The 18031-nt window shown below is 34.4% G+C and carries 13 protein-coding genes and 1 pseudogene; 12 read left to right on the top strand and 2 right to left on the bottom strand.

Annotated elements, in window-relative coordinates:
• Nucleotides 1–63 precede the first annotated feature (63 nt).
• From gshA to EGS71_RS12045, 9 genes are all read left to right on the top strand, one after another.
• On the top strand, nt 64–1641 hold the full coding sequence (gene gshA / locus EGS71_RS12085) for a glutamate--cysteine ligase (RefSeq protein WP_000082281.1): 1578 nt from the start codon (nt 64–66) through the stop codon (nt 1639–1641).
• Between the two features lie 14 nt (nt 1642–1655).
• Nucleotides 1656–2171 (top strand): disulfide bond formation protein B, encoded by a 516-nt coding sequence (locus tag EGS71_RS12080; protein ID WP_001240042.1) that lies wholly within the window; start codon nt 1656–1658, stop codon nt 2169–2171.
• A gap of 164 nt (nt 2172–2335) precedes the next feature.
• Entirely contained in the window at nt 2336–5662 is a 3327-nt protein-coding gene (locus EGS71_RS12075) for a type VI secretion system Vgr family protein (protein ID WP_000898354.1), read from the top strand.
• 3 nt (nt 5663–5665) lie between these two features.
• Nucleotides 5666–7906 (top strand): LysM peptidoglycan-binding domain-containing protein, encoded by a 2241-nt coding sequence (locus EGS71_RS12070; RefSeq protein WP_001036456.1) that lies wholly within the window; start codon nt 5666–5668, stop codon nt 7904–7906.
• A 16-nt stretch (nt 7907–7922) separates the two neighbouring features.
• Nucleotides 7923–8816, top strand: a complete 894-nt coding sequence (locus EGS71_RS12065; protein WP_031946346.1) for a hypothetical protein — start codon at nt 7923–7925, stop codon at nt 8814–8816.
• 260 nt (nt 8817–9076) lie between these two features.
• The gene (locus EGS71_RS12060) at nt 9077–9538 is read left to right on the top strand and encodes a hypothetical protein (RefSeq protein WP_000875657.1); all 462 of its coding nucleotides are present in this window, start codon (nt 9077–9079) and stop codon (nt 9536–9538) included.
• A 147-nt stretch (nt 9539–9685) separates the two neighbouring features.
• Nucleotides 9686–10426 (top strand): lysozyme inhibitor LprI family protein, encoded by a 741-nt coding sequence (locus EGS71_RS12055; RefSeq protein WP_001246097.1) that lies wholly within the window; start codon nt 9686–9688, stop codon nt 10424–10426.
• 104 nt (nt 10427–10530) lie between these two features.
• Nucleotides 10531–11256, top strand: a complete 726-nt coding sequence (locus EGS71_RS12050; RefSeq protein WP_001046164.1) for an SH3 domain-containing protein — start codon at nt 10531–10533, stop codon at nt 11254–11256.
• A gap of 319 nt (nt 11257–11575) precedes the next feature.
• On the top strand, nt 11576–12304 hold the full coding sequence (locus EGS71_RS12045) for a hypothetical protein (RefSeq protein WP_000285694.1): 729 nt from the start codon (nt 11576–11578) through the stop codon (nt 12302–12304).
• Nucleotides 12305–12468: 164 nt separating this feature from the next.
• Here the strand turns inward: EGS71_RS12045 and EGS71_RS22770 are convergent.
• A pseudogene (locus tag EGS71_RS22770) lies at nt 12469–13127 on the bottom strand (haloacid dehalogenase-like hydrolase).
• A gap of 138 nt (nt 13128–13265) precedes the next feature.
• Between EGS71_RS22770 and EGS71_RS22555 the strand changes: the two are divergent.
• Nucleotides 13266–13796, top strand: a complete 531-nt coding sequence (locus EGS71_RS22555; RefSeq protein ID WP_000759830.1) for a hypothetical protein — start codon at nt 13266–13268, stop codon at nt 13794–13796.
• Nucleotides 13797–13856: 60 nt separating this feature from the next.
• On the opposite strand, the gene EGS71_RS12025 is transcribed toward EGS71_RS22555, so the two are convergent.
• Entirely contained in the window at nt 13857–15200 is a 1344-nt protein-coding gene (locus tag EGS71_RS12025) for an alpha/beta fold hydrolase (RefSeq protein ID WP_001139641.1), read from the bottom strand.
• Between the two features lie 212 nt (nt 15201–15412).
• Here EGS71_RS12025 and EGS71_RS12020 point away from each other — a divergent pair, with 212 nt between their 5' ends.
• Both EGS71_RS12020 and parE read left to right on the top strand, forming a co-directional pair.
• On the top strand, nt 15413–15994 hold the full coding sequence (locus EGS71_RS12020) for a YqiA/YcfP family alpha/beta fold hydrolase (protein ID WP_001021720.1): 582 nt from the start codon (nt 15413–15415) through the stop codon (nt 15992–15994).
• Nucleotides 15995–16008: 14 nt separating this feature from the next.
• Nucleotides 16009–17892 (top strand): DNA topoisomerase IV subunit B, encoded by a 1884-nt coding sequence (gene parE / locus EGS71_RS12015; RefSeq protein WP_000195974.1) that lies wholly within the window; start codon nt 16009–16011, stop codon nt 17890–17892.
• The last annotated feature ends 139 nt before the right edge of the window (nt 17893–18031 follow it).

Genomic DNA, 18031 nt, shown 5'->3' with positions numbered 1-18031 from the left:
ATATCAATAGCCGTATCATGTCACGATTTTGTATATAGTGATCTTTTATAAGCGAGCAAATGCATGAGTCAACCCACTACACCATCTCAATCAGTTATTCCTGCTTGGGTGGATTCGTCGCTACTACAAGGCATGTTACGTGGAATAGAACGTGAAAGCCTACGTATGCAAAGTAATGGGTTCTTATCACAAGAGTTACATCCAAAGGCATTAGGTTCAGCCTTAACACATCCGAAAATCACCACAGATTATTCTGAAGCGTTGATGGAGTTTATTACTTCACCACAGCCAACCATTGGTGATGCCTTGCATGAGCTCACCGATATTCATGCGGTTGTGCACCGTCATTTAGAAAATGGTGAAAAACTCTGGCCGTTGTCTATGCCATGTATGCTAGATGACAATGAAGAACGTATTCGTCTAGCTCAATATGGCACTTCTAATATTGGCCGTTTCAAGACGCTTTATCGCCGTGGTTTAGGTATTCGTTATGGTCGCCGTATGCAGACGATTTCGGGCGTACACTATAATTTATCTTTCCCTGATTCTCTTTTTTCTGCCTTGCAGGCACATGAAACTGACGAAAAATTAAAAGCACTTAGTCTGCAAGATTATCGTAGTCATCGCTATTTTGGTCTGATTCGTAACTTTATTCGTTTAACGCCACTGGTTATGTTTTTGGTGGGTGCGAGTCCATCGGTTTGCCGTTGTTTTCTGACGGGTCATGAACATCATTTGTTGCCTTTAATCAAAGGGTCATATTATTTACCGTATGCTACAGCTCTGCGTATGGGACGTTTAGGCTACCAAAACTCGGCACAAAAAAGTTTAGGCATTCACTATAACAACTTAACTGGTTATTTGGATGGTTTACAAAAAGCAGTACATTCTCCATATCCGCCATTTAGCCGTTTAGGGTTAAATGATGCCTCTGGTGAACCATTGCAAATTAATGATCATGTTTTACAAATCGAGAATGAATATTACAGTCTCGTGCGTCCAAAACAAGTTCCTCAAGCGGGTGAAACACCATCTCAGGCCTTGAAAAATCGAGGAGTGGGTTATGTTGAACTTCGTGCAGTGGATGTAAATCCATATTCGGCAATTGGCGTCAATGAAACAACAGCAGGTTTCCTTGAGGCATTAGCGCTTTATTGTTTATTAAGCGATAGTCCTGAACTGTTATGCCCTGAGCAAGATTTGATTGAGAAAAACCAGACAGAAGTGGTTAACCGTGGCCGAGCACCAAACGCAACCATTACTGATTTAAACGGGTCTTACCATATTGAAGATTGGGCACGTCAGCATATTTCTAAAATGCAGGATTGTGCTCGCTTACTCGATCAGACCTATGCCACAGATCTATACAGCTCGGCTTTGGCTGTGATGCAAGAACGTATTGATGAAGTAGATGAAACATTATCTGCTCATGTGATTGATGACACATTAAAGCATGGTGGAACCTGGAGCTTTGGTAGTCATATGGCACAGTTACATGCTGAAACTTATGAAAAGCATGAGATTAGTGCAGAGACTTTGCAATATTTTGAACAATTGGCTGTGCAATCTTTACAGCAGCAAGAACAACTTGAGCAAGATAGTCAGATCAGTTTTGATCAATATCTTGAACAATATAGATAAAAACGAGGTTTTACATGCGATTAAGTTACCGTTTGGTGAGTGGACTGCTTGTTCTGGCAAGCATTGTCGGCATGTCTTTTGCGTTGTATTTAGAACATGTAAAAGGGTTGGAGCCATGTCCGCTCTGTATTTTTCAACGTGTTGGCTTAATGGCAATGGGTTTTGTGGCTCTTATTGCGTTTTTGCATAACCCGGTTTCCAATACGATTAAACGCTTTTATGCATTTTTGGCAGGTATTGCAATTTTATGGTCAGTGGGGGTGGCGGGCCGACATGTTTGGCTACAGCATTTACCACCAGATCAAGTGCCAAGCTGTGGTCCGGGTTTAAATTACCTCATTGATGCTTTACCAATGAAAACCGTTTTACAAGAAGTACTTTCTGGCTCAGGTGAGTGTGCGGCAATTGACTGGACTTTTTTAGGTCAGTCTTTACCAGTTTGGTCATTGGCCTATTTCCTTTTACTGTTATTGGTTTGTTTATGGCAGTTATTCCGTTTTTATCCAGTGTTTAAGACGGCTAAAAAGTAAGTTTAAAGTAATTAAAAAAGCTCAACTTAAGTTGGGCTTTTTTTATAACTTTCGAATAAGTGAAAATATAAAAAAATTGATAGAAATAACGCATAATTTTGTAGACAGATAGTTCTGTTTTTTATAAAGTGCAGCCGTTTATATATCCTTATGATTATAAAAAAATGCTTTTTAATATATTTAGTGTCTTGGAAAAAATAGGGCTAAATGCTCAGAAACGTGCTATCCACGTACAATTTTCTAATGAACTACTCAATCCTCAAGTATTCTTACAACGTGTAGAAGGCCAACATCAGCTAAATGGTGGCCTAATGGCAGAATTGATCTGCCTTTCAACCAATGCCCAAATTGCATTGAAGCAATTTATTGGTGTTCAAGTCGCTGTTGATCAGGTCACTGATTCGGGGCAATTGTTCCGAACTACAGGTATTGTGACTGAGGCCAGTTATGGACAAAGTGATGGCGCTTTAACGCTTTATAAGCTGACTATAGAAGATGCGACAAATTTATGGCACAAACGCCGTAATAGTCGTGTTTTTATGAATAAAAGTATCGTAGAAATTACCGAAGTTCTATTTAAAGAATGGCAAGAAAAAAGTCCACTGTTTGCTGCGAGTTTAAGTCTTGATTTGGGTGGGTTAAGTCAAAACTATGATATTCGTCCGTTCACTATGCAGCACAATGAGTCTGACTATGACTTTCTCACACGTTTGTGGCGAAGTGAGGGGGTTAGTTGGCTCATTGATGAATCAGAGCTTTTTGTCCCTCATTTTACTGCACCAATACAAGCTCAAAAACTAAAATTAATTGATGACAATAACCAATACCAAGCTTTAGCGCGTCGTAGTATTCGCTATCACAGAAGTAGCGCAACCGAATATCAAGATAGTATTACAGGCTTTGTTGCAGTGCGAAGTCTGCAACCGACTGCCGTACATGTACAGCGTTGGCAGCCCGATGCGTTAGCGCAAGAAGAGGGTAATGGTTCAGTTGTTACTACCCATACACACTCAGATAACTTTGATTCGGCTACTTTAAGTCTTGAGCAAGCATGGCACGTAAGCCCCGCCTGGATGCAAGATTTAAAAGGAGAAGATCAGGCAACCGCTTCAAGCAGTAGCCAATTAGAAAAATTAAATCAGCACTTCACTGACATGCATGCGAGTCGGGCCAAATACTTTAAAGCCTACAGTAGTGTGCGCGATACCCAAGTCGGCTATTGGTTTAATCTACGCGAACACCCTGAAATTGATCAGCATGAAGGAGCAGATCAAGAGTTCCTAATCATTGCCAAAAATTTCTATAACCAAAATAATTTACCTAAAGATTTACATCAGCAAGTTAGCCAGTTATTAACCCAAAGTCGTTGGGATCAACATGGTTACGATGATATCGAACGTCAAAGTAATGAGCTGACGTTAATACGCCGTCAAATCAAAACGGCACCTGAATACAATCCGGAACAGCATCGACCAATTGCTTACCCACAAAGAGCGAAAGTCGTGGGACCTGAGGGAGAAACTATTCATGTCGATGAATGGGGACGCATTAAAGTACGTTTTCTATTTACTCGTAGTGATGATCATGGCCATGATGGTGGCGCAGGTAGTAATGACAATGATACCGACTCGGCTTGGGTGGATGTACTGACTCCTTGGGCAGGAGAAGGTTATGGTGCACGTTTCTTACCACGTATTGGTGAAGTGGTGGTCATTGACTTCTTTGATGGCAATATCGACCGTCCATTTGTGACGGGCCGAATCCATGAAGCACAGCGTTCGCCAACTAAATTCGATGTAAAAGGGCAGCTTCCTGATACTAAAAAGCTAAGTGGCATACGCAGTCAGGAGGTTAATGGCAGCGGGTTTAATCAATTACGCTTTGATGACACAACTGGGCAGATCAGTACCCAACTACAAAGTAGTCATGCCGCAACACAGTTGAATTTAGGTAATTTAAGCCATCCTAAAGAACAAGCGACAAGCCAAGGCCGTGGTGAAGGCTTTGAGCTTAGAACAGACGCTTGGGGAGCTGTGCGGGCGGGTAAAGGCATGCTCATTAGTACCTATGCACAAGAGCAAGCGATTGCAGATCATTTAGAGGCCGCACAAGCACAATCCTTACTTTCACAAGGCTATGAAAGCATGAAAATGCTCAGTGAAGTTGCAGCCAAGCAACAAACTGATGCTTTGAACGTGATTAATCGCTTACCCAAATTCATCCAGTCGCTTGAGTTAAAAACCACAGGTCAGGCATTAAATAGTACGGTAAACCTATTCAAAGAAGGAATTAATAACGATCCTATCCATGCCCTAAAAGACTGCGGTGGCTTTATTCAAGACATCGGTGCACTAGGAGGAAACGCAAAAGGCGTTGTAGATGAATTTAATTCTTTCTTTAGCGATGCCAAAGATGCGGTAGAAAATTTAAAAGCATTCATCGAAAACGTTGAAGAACATGGCCCTGATATTGTTAAAGGAAAACTCGCAAGTATTAAAGACCGAATTCATAAAAATCCATTTGAAAGTATTCAAGAGGTCGGGAGAGTCTTAGCAAATGTCGAGACTAAAGACTTTGATTTGATGAGTACGTGCGGAACTTTTAGTAAAGGCAGTAAATTGGAAGTATCACCTTCTAAAGCATTGAGTTCTTTACAAGGCTTTATGGAGGGTTATACCCAAGGTTTAGAAAGCAGTTCCGATACTAAACAGCAAGAGCAAGGTAAGATCTTCAGACAAGCCCTTATGTTGTTAGCATCACCAAATGGTATTGCTTTGACGACGCCTGAAAATATTATTCTACAAGCTTCGCAAGATATTGCCGAAAGTGCCAGCGGTTCAATTAATTTAAGCGCACAGAAAAATATCATTGGGCATGCACAAGACAAAATTAGTTTGTTTGCTGCTCAAAAAGGTTTGCGTGCTTATGCAGCAAAAGGAAAGCTCGAACTACAAGCACAAGATGATGCTATTGAAGCAATTGCGAAGAAGGTCATTAAGCTCATTTCTACCGAAGAAAAAATCGAGCTTACGAGTCCAAAAGAAATTGTATTAACCGCAGGTGGGTCACAGCTCAAAATTAATGCCAATGGCGTATTTTCAACAACAGGTGGTAAGTTTGAAAGTAAAGCTGGGCAGCATTTGTTTACGGGTGGGGCCAAGGTTTCTTATGAGGTTCCTGAGTTGCCGAATACCCCAACTTTTAGTAACCGTTTAGATATTTATGATCTATTTTGGGAAAGTGATTTTAGCAAACTTAGCTATAAAGCGTTCATGCCAGAGACAAATTCATTTACTTCAGGGGCTGTAGATGAGCATGGGCGTACAGGAAAAATCAGTAGTGCTGATCCAACAAATGTTCAAGTTTTAATTGGTTCTGATGATGAATGGGGACTATTAATTGATAGCTTTGATGCAGATGATTTTTTAGAAGATCAGAGCATAAATGGTAGTAACTCTGAAATCGATAATAATACTGAAGATAGGGGCTGAAAAATGAATAAAAAATCATTAGTTACAATACAAATTTTAGATTTATTTGGCAGCCCAATTTCAAAAGCACAATATGTAGTAAAAAATCAGAGAACTGGAAAAGTTATTGCTGCGGGGCCAACAAACTCATCTGGATGTATTGTTGAAATCAGCCAAGATAAAGGAACTACTTTAGATGTATATATTAAAAGTATGTTTAAGGGTTCAATGGTTAAAGTACAAAGTTTTGTAATGTCTAAAGACCGAATGGTCGTAAAAATTACAAGTCCTAAAGTCCTTTTGGATTTAAAAACATTAACAAATCAAGGTAATAATGGGCAATATAAAAGAAAAACGCATATTGTTAAAAAGGGTGATACGCTTTTTGAAATAGCACAAAAAAATCATACGACTGTTCGAGCACTGGAACGTTTAAATAAAATAGACGATCCCAATAAGATCAGTGTTGGTCAAGTCATTAAATTACCAGTTCATATTCCTGCTTCTGGAAATCATTCACACCAAGACAAACCTAAGCACAAGCACTCAGCTCAATCTACAAATAAACCTACTGCTAGTAGTGCAAAAACTACCCCAGCTCCAGCAGCAAAAAGGCCAGCTAATCCTGCTTCTCAAACAAAACAAGAAAATGGGCTTCCAGAAAAAGCACATCAACTTTATGAAGATACTAAAAAAGCATTGAATGAAGCTGCAAGTTCAGTTTCTAAAATTTTGACTGTTGATGATCGTAGTCAAGATGGAGGTACTCCTAAAGCAAATACTACAAATATTTGTAAAACCAATCCTCAATGTATTTCCAGTGGTAAAAGTGAGTTAATCAGAGAAGTTAATATTCGCTTAGCAGGTTTTGGTGGAGCATTACCAACAGATGAATTTACAGAACTAACTGCAACATGTATTAAACAATTCCAACGGGATTATATGGGAGTTCCAGACACTGGAAAGATTTGTGGTTCTGTTTTAGCTGCCTTAGATAGATTCAGAGATGAATATGGAATAGCTTCTTACTTTGAATCAATGAAATGCCCTTGTGGGGAATGTTCGGGTTTTGGTCGTAGCAGAAGTGGTAATTTCAGATTTGAGATGTATAACAAAACTACGAGACAATACGTTGAGGTCTATCGAGATGCGAAAGAATATAATGGCATGCATAGAAGTTTGATCTGGGCACTTAAAGCAATGCTATTTTATTTTAAAAAAATGCCTAACTCAGCAGGATATAAAATTGTAAAAATTTCTTCAGGATATCGTTGTATCGATAATAATTGGAAAAATAGACGTCCAACGACTAATCATATGGGGTGTGCTTTAGATATTGTAGTTCATAATAAGAATAATCAAGTGGTTAGTATGAGCGAACTTGAGAATCAAGTAAGAATAAAATGGTTTGGTAAGTATTTAAATACTAGTCTAGGATGGTCACCAGATAAATTTGGTTTAGAACGTATCTCAGACGGTGCAAAAACATGGGTTCATTTAGATGTTCGTGAATTTAATAAAAAATATAAAATTGACAAGTTATTTAGCACTAGTAAAGATGGGTTAAATGGAGATTATCTAATAAATTTATTTAAAGCTGATGAGAAAGCTAATAAAATATTAGGATGTTCCGGAATAGTTGTTTCCCCAAATAAAAATCCTAATCTAAATGATAGTTCTTTAGAGGATCTGATTAGGCAGTTGGGGAGTGTTATCTCTCATGGTGAAGGTAATTATGAATCTTATAATACTGGAACAAAAAATGTTAAAGGTGATAAAGTTGGCTATTCATTTAAAAACCCTGGAAAAGGCACCGTAACAAGCAAAAGAATTCAGCAAATTATTGATAATGCAGAAGCAAAAGATGGTAATGATAAAAATCGTCTATTTGCAACAGGTAAATATCAGACGACCTACTATACTCTTCAGGAAGGGATTAAACAGGGATATTTTACTGGAAGTGAAGTATATGATGCAAATATGCAAGAACAGGTATTTCGAGAATTTCTAATTAGTAAACGAACAAAACTTTCTCAATTTGTGAGAAAGGGTATCGGTAGTTTAAGAGATGCCCAATATGATGCTGCTCAAGAATGGGCATCAGTAGCAGTACCAAAAGGCCTTCCTTTAAAAAATGGGAAGATATCCGATGGAAATAAATCTTATTATGAAAAACCTGGACAAAATTCTTCTTCTCCAGAGTCGACTAAAATGGTTTTAGAAATTTTAGAGAAAATTCATAGATTTCATAAAGATGGTAAATAGATTAAGTGGTGGAAAAATGAAAAATACGTCTGTTAGCTCAACTATGCTTATAGTTTTATCAATTTTAGGATGCTCAAGTAATACATCTATAGCTAAGGGTATCAATAAAATAGATGTCAAGGACTGCTCAATTGATTATGATGAGGTAGATTTTTGTTCCAAAGAAAGATTAAAAGATTATAATAATATTTTAAAAAACAAAGTATCAAATTTTGATAAAAACAAGTTTTTAATGAATTTTAAAGAAAAAAACTATTTATATTTTGCAGTTATTGATTTAGAAAAGCTTAAGGTTTTCACATTCCCAGCTTCATTAAGTGTAATGTCAAATATTAAACCTATAGAATTCTCATCTGATAGTAATTCATTTTGTTTAAATGGTAACTTTAATCAATATCAAAACTCTTATAGAGCAGTAAAAACTTGTTATACATATAATAATGGAAGTTTTGATTTTAAATCTAGAGTTGAATTAGATAAGGATATAAATAATTCTAATAATGTGATAAAAAAACTCAATTTACCAATTTCCTCAGATTTTTTCTCTAAATGTAGGGAGAAGAACTCAGCTAAGAAATGCACGCAACTTGAAAATTCTAATAATCGGGCTTACTCTTTCTCTGAATTAGAAAAAATATCTCCTGATTTTATAAATGTACTTAATGACACAAAAGTGGATTCGTTAAATGTAAATACATTTAGATTCCTACCTCAATTCAAAGATAGCTTTTATGCTATTGCTGAAAAATATATTGATACAGATGAAAGTTCTAGTTCTGAATTTTATTTAAAAAAAATAAAACCTGATTTAAAAGTGGAAAAAATAGGAGATTACTACTCAATTGATAGTTCAGGCGTAATAAGTTATAGAGATAAAAATAGTAAAATTTTAAAGAAAAATTTAAGATAAGAATGGTCTTAAAAATTAGACTAATATATACTTTGATTGTACCCCAATAGATTTGGGGTACAGATAGAAATTTTTAATGAAAATTTTGAGAATATTAGTAATATTTTTTATTGTTACATAAATATCAAAGTATTTTTCACAAGGAAGATATTCAAAGAGTAAATATTTCTCCTATTAGTTTCAAAAAATGTAAATAAAAAATGTTGCGATGTTTTTTATAATTTTTCTTGTAAAATAAGATATCAGCTTAGGTATAATTTATGAAATATAAATTATTTACATTTATTTTTCTATCCTTTTTCTTTAGTGTTACAAATGCAAGTAACGATGAGAAATGTTTTGAAGACTCAAAAAGTTTAATCACAAACTTATATAAAAACTATCCTGTGGATGGAAATAAAATTATTGAGAGTGCTGATAGAAAAACTATTTCTAGGTTTTTTTCTAATCAATTAACAAATATGTTAGTAAAAGATTATGCTTGTAGAAGTAATTTAAATGGTGTATGCAATATAGATTTTAATATTTTAAGTAATGCACAAGATGATATAGGTAAATTTAGTATACTACAAGCTACAGATAATATTGTTACTGTTAAATTTAATACTCCTACACATGGTGAGTTTATTGATTTTTTGATAGAAAATAAAGGAAAATGTAAGCTTATTAAGAATATAAAATACGATAATAATAGTAATTTGATTAAGATTTTGCAGCAATAATATTTATTTCTATTTAGTGTATACTAGTGCAATATATAAATTATGGTTGGGTAAAACAAGAAACTTTAATATATTTGTGATGTTGTTGTAAATTTTTTATAAAATAGAAACTTGTCTGAATTTTGATTTTTATTGAAGGTACATATAGTGAGAAATAGTTTCACTAAGTTTTCTAATATTTTATTAGTCTCTAGTTTGAGTATCTATTCAAATGCTGCAGATTATAAACCACAACGGTTAGACGAGAAAACAATATATAGTAATAATGAGCATGATCTGAATAGTATATATTCAGATATAAAAAGCTATATCAGTGATAATAAGAATGAAGTTAAGTATCTGGTAGATACTCAACGTTGTTGGTTAAAAGATAGAAATTTAAAATGTAAATTTAATGGGAAAGAAGCAAGTAGTGAAAACTATAAATGTTTAAGTGATTTTAATAATTCTAAAATAAAAGATTTGAAAAAGTCATATTTGGACCTTGAAAGTTTAGAGGGAAACCTAATAAAACCATTTAAATACACAAATGGTATTGTGAAAGAGTTAGAAACAGGTAGATGTTATTGTAGTGAAAGTACAATTAACATTTTAAAAAACAAAATTTATATATATCAAGCTTGTGATCAAGGGTTAAAGGAGCCACGTATATATAATATTGTTGGTAAGAAAAAAGACGAATTTTCTATGGAATATCAAATTGATACGAATAATAATAAAGTTCCGGAATTTAATTTGGCATTCGTTACTAACGGTAAAAATGTTTGGAATATAGTTCCGAAAATCTTTAGAAAAGAAGATTTAATAAATTTAAATTTTGCAATTAATTATACAACTGATGTGAATATAAAAAACAAGAAAAATGATTGTTATGATGATAAAGAATAACCATGAATTTTTAAAATTTTGATTATATTTTATAATAATATCATTTTGAAAGATGATATTATTATAAAAGAGATCATTCAAAGTAAATAATGAGCTTAGCTTAAATGAATAAATATCTTAAATTTATAGTTTTTACCGCTTTCATGATTGGTCCTATAGTATCTTCATATGCTGTCTTTGGTTTTATTCAAGATAAGGATGGGTACGTTAATGTACGAGGAAATTCAAGTTTAAATTCTAAAGTTACGACCAAATTAAATAATAATGAAATTGTTTCTTGTGTGATGGATGAAGGGACAAATAATTTTTGTTTAGTTAATGCAAGCAATGGTGTAACTGGATTTATCTATAAAAATAGAATAAATAATTTTAGTGGTTACACTTCTATTAAGCTATCTCAATATTCTAGAGAAAAAGCTGTTTATAATGATAAAAACATAATAGTAGAAGTGTATGCAAAAAAAGCTATTTTAGATCCTAAACTTTATAAAAATTTTAAAGGTGAATATAAGTATTTTAATAATAAACCATTCTTTGGTACTGATGGTACTTTACCTAATAATGATTTTTTACAACTTGATAAAATCATAATTAAGAATAAAGATAAGAAAATAGAAATTGGTAAAAAAGATATAGAGCAATACTTTTTTCCTAAAAATGGTATAGATGGTGACAAGAACGAGCTTGGTGATTTTAAAATATATTATTTAAATAATAATATTTATATTTTAAATACTTTTAATAATGGTGGTGCAGCAGCTTACAATATTGTTTTAAATATAAAAAATGGAAAAGTAATTGCCAATAAAGCTTGGAAGGTTGAAATTTAAAAATATTTTCTTTCTTCTACAAAAGCTAATTAATTAAAAAAGCCCAACAAAAGTTGGGCTTTTTTACACCTCTAGAATCCCTTCCAAATCTTTGAGTGTATAGTTCCATTCATTAATTATGAGTTTGAATACGTTCTTGCACATAATCATGTACATGGGTAAACAACTAACAAGTATTTTTTTAGAAAAATTGAATGGTGCTGAATTTAAGAATACTTTAAAATAAAAAACATTGCCTTATATGAGTTCGTAACTATAAGCATAAATAAATAATTGATTTAAATTCAATAATGTTATGTTAATAAATTGAGTGTATTAGATGTATAGAATTAAATTGTTTTTAATATTAGCTTTATTAATACCAAACCTTTCGCAGGCAAAAAATATTATTTTATATGATGATTCAAATAGTTTTATTTCTCAAGGGTATAAAAGTATTAATAAACTTGGCCAATCTGTAAGAATAGATAAAGATTATGAAATTCTAGCTAAAGAAAATTATTTGAATTCTAGTGATAAAGATACTCATTCTTATAGTATTCTTCTGAAGGAAGGGAATAGTTTATATACTTTGTATAATAATAAAATATATGGTTTGAATAAATATATTATTTCACTATATTTTTCAGATAATAATTTTATTGGTTTTGTGGAATATACAGAAAATGTATTAAGAGGTGATTTTTATATCATAAAGAAATTTTATATTTTTAATAAAAAGGCAAAAGAAATTGCTGTTGTTAAATTAATAAATACAAGTGTTTTACCAAATAGAAAAGGTCAATATGATTATAATTTTCTTGATCAAAACTATATAAAGAAAATTACTATGAATGATTCTTTAAATATTTATGCTATAAATTCTATATATGTTAAAAACAATCCTGCTGTCTGGGGAGTGATGTCAAAAGAATTTAAATCAGGCTATAAAGTTAATGATGGTTTTAAATTTAGATTAACAAAAGATAATAAAATTAAATGTGAGAATTTAAAAGGTTCAACTTTAGAATGCAATGAAGGTTTTATGCAAATTTATCAAATAAAATAGAGCTTTAGTTTTTGCTTAATTTTTAAACGTGTAATTATATTTAATTAAGAGTCAAATTAACCGGTAAAGATCACTTTTATAGGCACTTTTATTACTAAAAGTGCCTATACTATCTTCATTTAGTCGTTAGAAAGCTTATATAAACAATACTCATATCATAACTTTTAAACCCAATTTAATAGTTTTAAATTTTTGATTTTTATATGTTTAATCTTATTATTATCTCCATTAATTAAGTAGGAGAGTTTGGCACCCATCAAAATAGGCAAGTCATCTTCAATATCATCACTGTATGTCGCGAACCAAGGTTGTTTGATATCAAGTTTATTCAATCTTCTTACTTTTTCTTCAGACCTACAATGTATCCCACTTGTCCATCCTCCTAGTTTCTTTTGCAAAGGAGTACCAATAATTTGTACATCTAGATTGATAGACTCGAGTAAAACATTCGCTAACTTTTCTGGTGCAGCCGTGGCAATAAACACAATCCTTCCATGTGCTAAATGATCTTTAACTTCAGTTATACCTTGCTCAAACCAATATAATGAATCAGAAGTAATATCTTTGATATTATTGGAAAAAAATTTTAAAACTGTATTCTAATTCTTCTTCATTCACACCATACGTTGCAATCCATAAATATAATGAAGCACCTCTAGATTTATACTTCTTAAATTTCATAAGAGGTAAAGCAACTGGCGTAACAATGAATGCAAGCGATAAATCTGAGAAGATTAGATTTCAATTTATCTGTTAACCATGCCTTTGTAGAATCACCCGAAAGTAATGTCCCATCCAAGTCAAAAACAACGATTTCCTTCATATATTTCTCTAAATTTAGTAATAGTGATAAGAATTAGTTTTTAAAAGAAACATTTTAATATTTACTTTATAAATTTATAAAATATTTTATTATAATTTTGTTATAGTTGTTTGATCTTATTATTTATAAGCTAATTTAATGAAAAAATATTTTACTATTATTATGTTTTTCATATCATCTCTAATATTATATTCTCAGAATTTATTTGCAAAGGATCAATGTAAGATTGACCAACAAGTAAAATTAAATATATTTAAGAAAAATGATTATAAATTTTATAATTATATATGTGAGTCTTCAGAAGATTCATATCTTAAAGGTTATTTTGGAGATCAAGAGAAGAAAATATTTGTTGGTGATTACTCTGATTTTGCAGCTAAAGAAAGTCCTAAACTTTTAGCTGTCGGTATCTATAAATCAACTAAAAGGAAACCTCCAATATTGATTACTATTAATTCAGCATATTACTGTTGTACTCCACAAATAGAAGGGAAGGTTTATCAAGTTAAGCTATATCAAATTAGTGAAAATAAGATATTAAATCTGAAAAATATAACAAATATATTAGGTAGTAATGCAGAGGGTTTTGAAGGAATTGCAGAAGGGAAAGTCTATTATAAATATAAAACTATATCTGAAATTAAAAAATGGTTAGATAAAAATTATTGATGGGTTTATGACCTTGAAAAATATAAAATTTAAAAAAACCCAACATAAGTTGGGCTTTTTTTACGTCTCTACAATTCCTTCTAAATCTTCGAGTGTATAGTTCGGCATATCAATAATATGGGTTTGAATACCGTCTTGCACATAATCATTCACATGAGGATATAACCAGCGAGTAATCTGTTCGGCAACACTTGAGTGATACTGAATTTCAAAGTGATTTAAGCCATAAAACACCGCTTTATGTGAATCTGGAACTTTAAGCTGAAAACGTGGATTAGGATGTTCGCCCAGTGCGCTTTTTACACTCACTAAGTAATCGCCAATCACGGTAAGCGCTTTATTACGCACCTTTTCAAACTCGAGTGTTCCTGCCACTAAAAAGGTATTGATATGGGAAGGTAGAGGAGCCGGAGCACGGTTGTCATCCATCATACCAATACGGGCATCCATGTATTCCCAGTCATCATCTCGAACACTACCATGGCGTAAGTCTAAAATCCCATTACTACGGATGTTAACCAGCTGACCAATTAGACCAACAAATGGAAAAGCGCCTAGCCGATCTTGTAGCGCAAATCCAAAACGCTCAAGCACTGCACCGTGGTGGGGAGATCCAATACAGACGAGGTTTTCGACCATATGAATCCATTGGTACATATTTTGTTTACCGTAAAACAGTGCGCTACGGGAAACCAGTCCACCCATACTATGACCAATTAAATCAATGCTGGTAATTCTTGGATTACGCTGTACTAAATCTTCTAATAAATTTGAGAAACTGCGGCCATTGGCTGAAATACGGCGGCCTGTATTGTAATTTAAATACAGCATCGTGTTATGATCACGCTGTGCTAACAGACGCTCACCAATCCCGCCATAATGTGCATTTGACCAAGTAAGATGGTTCATGCACAAACCATGAACCAAAATTACAATACGGCCTGCAAGTTCGCCTTGTTGGATTGCACCGTAGTGGTCGTATAGAACCATTGGCAAGGCGAGGGGACTGTGCTGTTTAAGTAGATAGTCTCCGAAAATACCATTTAACACTCCTACTAAAAAATGAAGGGTTGGTGTTAATGGCTTCTCATGAAGAGTTGGAAATTTTTCAATAATGCGACGTAACCCTGGTGCTAAAAAACAACTACCATATTTTTGTAAGGCACCATAAGAAAACTGATATACCTTTTGGACAGAGGGCCGTTTTTGGAAATTTTTAGCATTTTGGGCACTAATACCAAAAGCATTTTTTAATACTTCAATATTAATGACTTGTATTAATTCATGTACACCATTTAAGCTGGTACTGAACAGTTGAGCTAAACCTTCTAGTACGTCGGCCTGACTAGGTGGCGTACGATCCCATTTACAATAAGTTTCATGTAACGGTGTTAAGCTCGGCATATCTTTTCCCCATTTACGTTATAACCGACGTTTTAAGCTGTACTTTTTATGAACGGCAGCTAACGTTTCCATCTTAGTAGTTTAAATAACACATGTTTTTAAAATACTGATGAATGGTAAGTTGAGTGGTTTTTCTTGTCTGACAATAGTGTTTTTATATACAAACTGAGAACAAAAATGTGAGTTTATTCTCAATTTAGAGGGAAAAATATATGAATATTATCTACCTCCATGGCTTTAATAGTAGCTCTTCTTCAATTAAAGGGCTCAGCCTTAAGCAGTATTGTAGCGAATTGGACATAAATGTGCATTTGCCAGATTTAAATAGATCTCCGGAACAGGTAGTAGCACAGGTTTCAGAGCTGATTGAGTCTTTACAAGAGGTGGCTTTAGTCGGCAGTAGTCTTGGTGGTTTTTTTGCGACATATTTTGTCGCGAAATATAATATTCCGGCTGTACTGATTAACCCTGCTATGCAACCATGGAAGCTGTTTGATGAGTTATTTCAAGTTGAAAGCATGCCTTATAAGGTGAACGATCAATGGTCAATTGATCATGTTCAGTTACGACAGTTAGAACAACTGGAACTGAAACAGCCTGAAAATGCTGACAAAATACTCGTCTTGTTGCAACAAGGCGACGAAATTTTGGATTATCGTCAAGCACAACGCTATTATAGTGCTGCAACACCATCCTCATTGATTTTGACGGATGCTCATGGCAATCATGCCATGGAAGATTTTGAAGAAAAATTACCCTTAGTGATCGAATTCTTTGCGCACACCATCAAATAAGGAAAACGTACAACGTGACACAATATACGGCTCAATCGCTTGAAGTTCTTTCCGGTTTAGACCCTGTTCGTCGTCGTCCGGGGATGTATACCGATACTTCTCGTCCTAACCATTTAGCCCAAGAAGTTATTGATAATGCTGTCGATGAAGCCTTAGCCGGTCATGCCGACAAAATCTGTGTCACGGTTTATAAAGATGGTTCATTGTCAGTTGAAGATAATGGCCGTGGTATGCCAGTCGATATTCACCCTGAATATGGCCAAAGTGGTATCGAAATCATTTTAACCAAGTTGCATGCTGGTGGTAAGTTTAGTACTGATAACTATCAGTTTTCAGGTGGTTTACATGGTGTGGGGATTTCGGTTGTAAACGCTTTATCTACACGTGTTGAGGTAGAAGTTCAGCGTCAGGGTAATTTATACCAGATGGCCTTTGAGCAAGGCGAACCTGTTGCACCTTTAGCGGTGTTAGAAGGTAAAGCACCTAAACGTGCGACAGGAACTACGGTACGTTTCTGGCCTGAAGCTAAATATTTTGATAGCCCAAAATTTGCTTTAAAAGCACTTAAACATAATTTAAAAGCCAAAGCTGTTTTAGCTGCTGGTTTAAAAATCACTTATATCGATCAAATTAACGATGAAAAAATCGAATGGCAATTTGAAAATGGCCTTGTCGATTATTTGATGGATGAATTGCAAGACCGTGAAATTCTACCAAACCCTGCATTTGTAAGCAGTGGGCAAGCAGACCGTGCGGCATGTGAATTTGCGATTTGCTGGAATGTAGAGGGTGGCGAACAGGTTCAAGAAAGTTATGTCAACCTGATTCCAACTGCACAAGGTGGTACTCATGTGAACGGTTTGCGTTCGGGAGTGACCGAAGCGCTACGTGAATTCTGTGAGTTACGTAATTTATTACCACGTAATCTTAAACTTTCGGCTGAAGATGTTTGGGATGGCGTGAACTATATTTTATCGCTTAAGTTCCAAGAACCCCAGTTCTCTGGTCAAACCAAAGAGCGTCTTTCGAGTCGTGAAGCTGCCAATATTGTTTTAAATATTGCTAAAGATGCGTTTGCGCTCTGGCTCAACCAGCATGCTGAAATTGCCATGCAACTTGCTGAAATGGCAATTTCTAAAGCAGGGCGCCGTTTAAAAGCTGCGAAAAAAGTTGAGCGTAAAAAGATTGTTTCTGGCCCGGCTTTACCGGGTAAGCTGGCGGACTGCGTGGGCCAAACGCGTGAAGAAAGTGAACTCTTTATTGTTGAGGGTGACTCTGCGGGCGGTAGTGCCAAGCAGGCGCGTGATAAGAACTTTCAGGCCATCATGCCAATTCGTGGAAAAATCTTAAATACATGGGAAGTTTCTTCAGATGAAGTACTTGCTTCTCAGGAAGTTCACGACATTGCGATTGCAATTGGTGTAGACCCAGGTAGTGATGATTTATCTGAATTACGTTACGGCAAAATCTGTATTTTGGCCGATGCCGACTCGGATGGTTTACACATTGCGACTTTGCTTTGCGCTTTATTCGTTAAACATTTTCCAGCATTGGTTGAAGAAGGGCATTTGTATGTAGCAATGCCACCATTGTTCCGTATCGACATTGGTAAAGATGTCCATTACGCGCTAGATGATGAAGAGCTTGAAACCATTTTGAAAAATGTTAAAGGCAATAAGAACCCGCAAATTACCCGATTCAAAGGGTTGGGTGAGATGAACGCAATTCAACTACGTGAAACAACAATGGATCCGAACACCCGTCGTTTGGTGCAACTCGATCTAGATGATGCACATTTAACAGCAGGTTTACTCGACAAACTCCTTGCGAAAAAACGTGCAGCAGACCGTAAGCAGTGGCTTGAGCAAAAGGGTAACTTAGCTGATATCACTGTTTAATTAAAGTGTGCAGGATAATTTTTTATAAAATTATCCTGCACCTGACAACTCATATACTTTATTGAAAATAACTAATTTATGAGTAATTTTCTTAATTTTAGGCAATCCTTTATCTTTTGATAGCCATACTTCTAAAAAA

It is taken from the genome of Acinetobacter sp. FDAARGOS_559, from assembly GCF_003940475.1.
GTDB lineage: Bacteria > Pseudomonadota > Gammaproteobacteria > Pseudomonadales > Moraxellaceae > Acinetobacter > Acinetobacter baumannii.
This window is presented reverse-complemented; position numbering and strand designations above follow the sequence as displayed.

Excerpts from the sequence above, each read along its gene's own strand:
- gshA (WP_000082281.1), top strand. The coding sequence starts at position 64 with ATGAGTCAACCCACTACACCATCTCAATCAGTTATTCCTGCTTGGGTG.
- EGS71_RS12080 (WP_001240042.1), top strand. The coding sequence starts at position 1,656 with ATGCGATTAAGTTACCGTTTGGTGAGTGGACTGCTTGTTCTGGCAAGC.
- EGS71_RS12075 (WP_000898354.1), top strand. The coding sequence starts at position 2,336 with ATGCTTTTTAATATATTTAGTGTCTTGGAAAAAATAGGGCTAAATGCT.
- EGS71_RS12070 (WP_001036456.1), top strand. The coding sequence starts at position 5,666 with ATGAATAAAAAATCATTAGTTACAATACAAATTTTAGATTTATTTGGC.
- EGS71_RS12065 (WP_031946346.1), top strand. The coding sequence starts at position 7,923 with ATGAAAAATACGTCTGTTAGCTCAACTATGCTTATAGTTTTATCAATT.
- EGS71_RS12060 (WP_000875657.1), top strand. The coding sequence starts at position 9,077 with ATGAAATATAAATTATTTACATTTATTTTTCTATCCTTTTTCTTTAGT.
- EGS71_RS12050 (WP_001046164.1), top strand. The coding sequence starts at position 10,531 with ATGAATAAATATCTTAAATTTATAGTTTTTACCGCTTTCATGATTGGT.
- EGS71_RS12045 (WP_000285694.1), top strand. The coding sequence starts at position 11,576 with ATGTATAGAATTAAATTGTTTTTAATATTAGCTTTATTAATACCAAAC.
- EGS71_RS22555 (WP_000759830.1), top strand. The coding sequence starts at position 13,266 with ATGAAAAAATATTTTACTATTATTATGTTTTTCATATCATCTCTAATA.
- EGS71_RS12025 (WP_001139641.1), bottom strand. The coding sequence starts at position 15,200 with ATGCCGAGCTTAACACCGTTACATGAAACTTATTGTAAATGGGATCGT.
- EGS71_RS12020 (WP_001021720.1), top strand. The coding sequence starts at position 15,413 with ATGAATATTATCTACCTCCATGGCTTTAATAGTAGCTCTTCTTCAATT.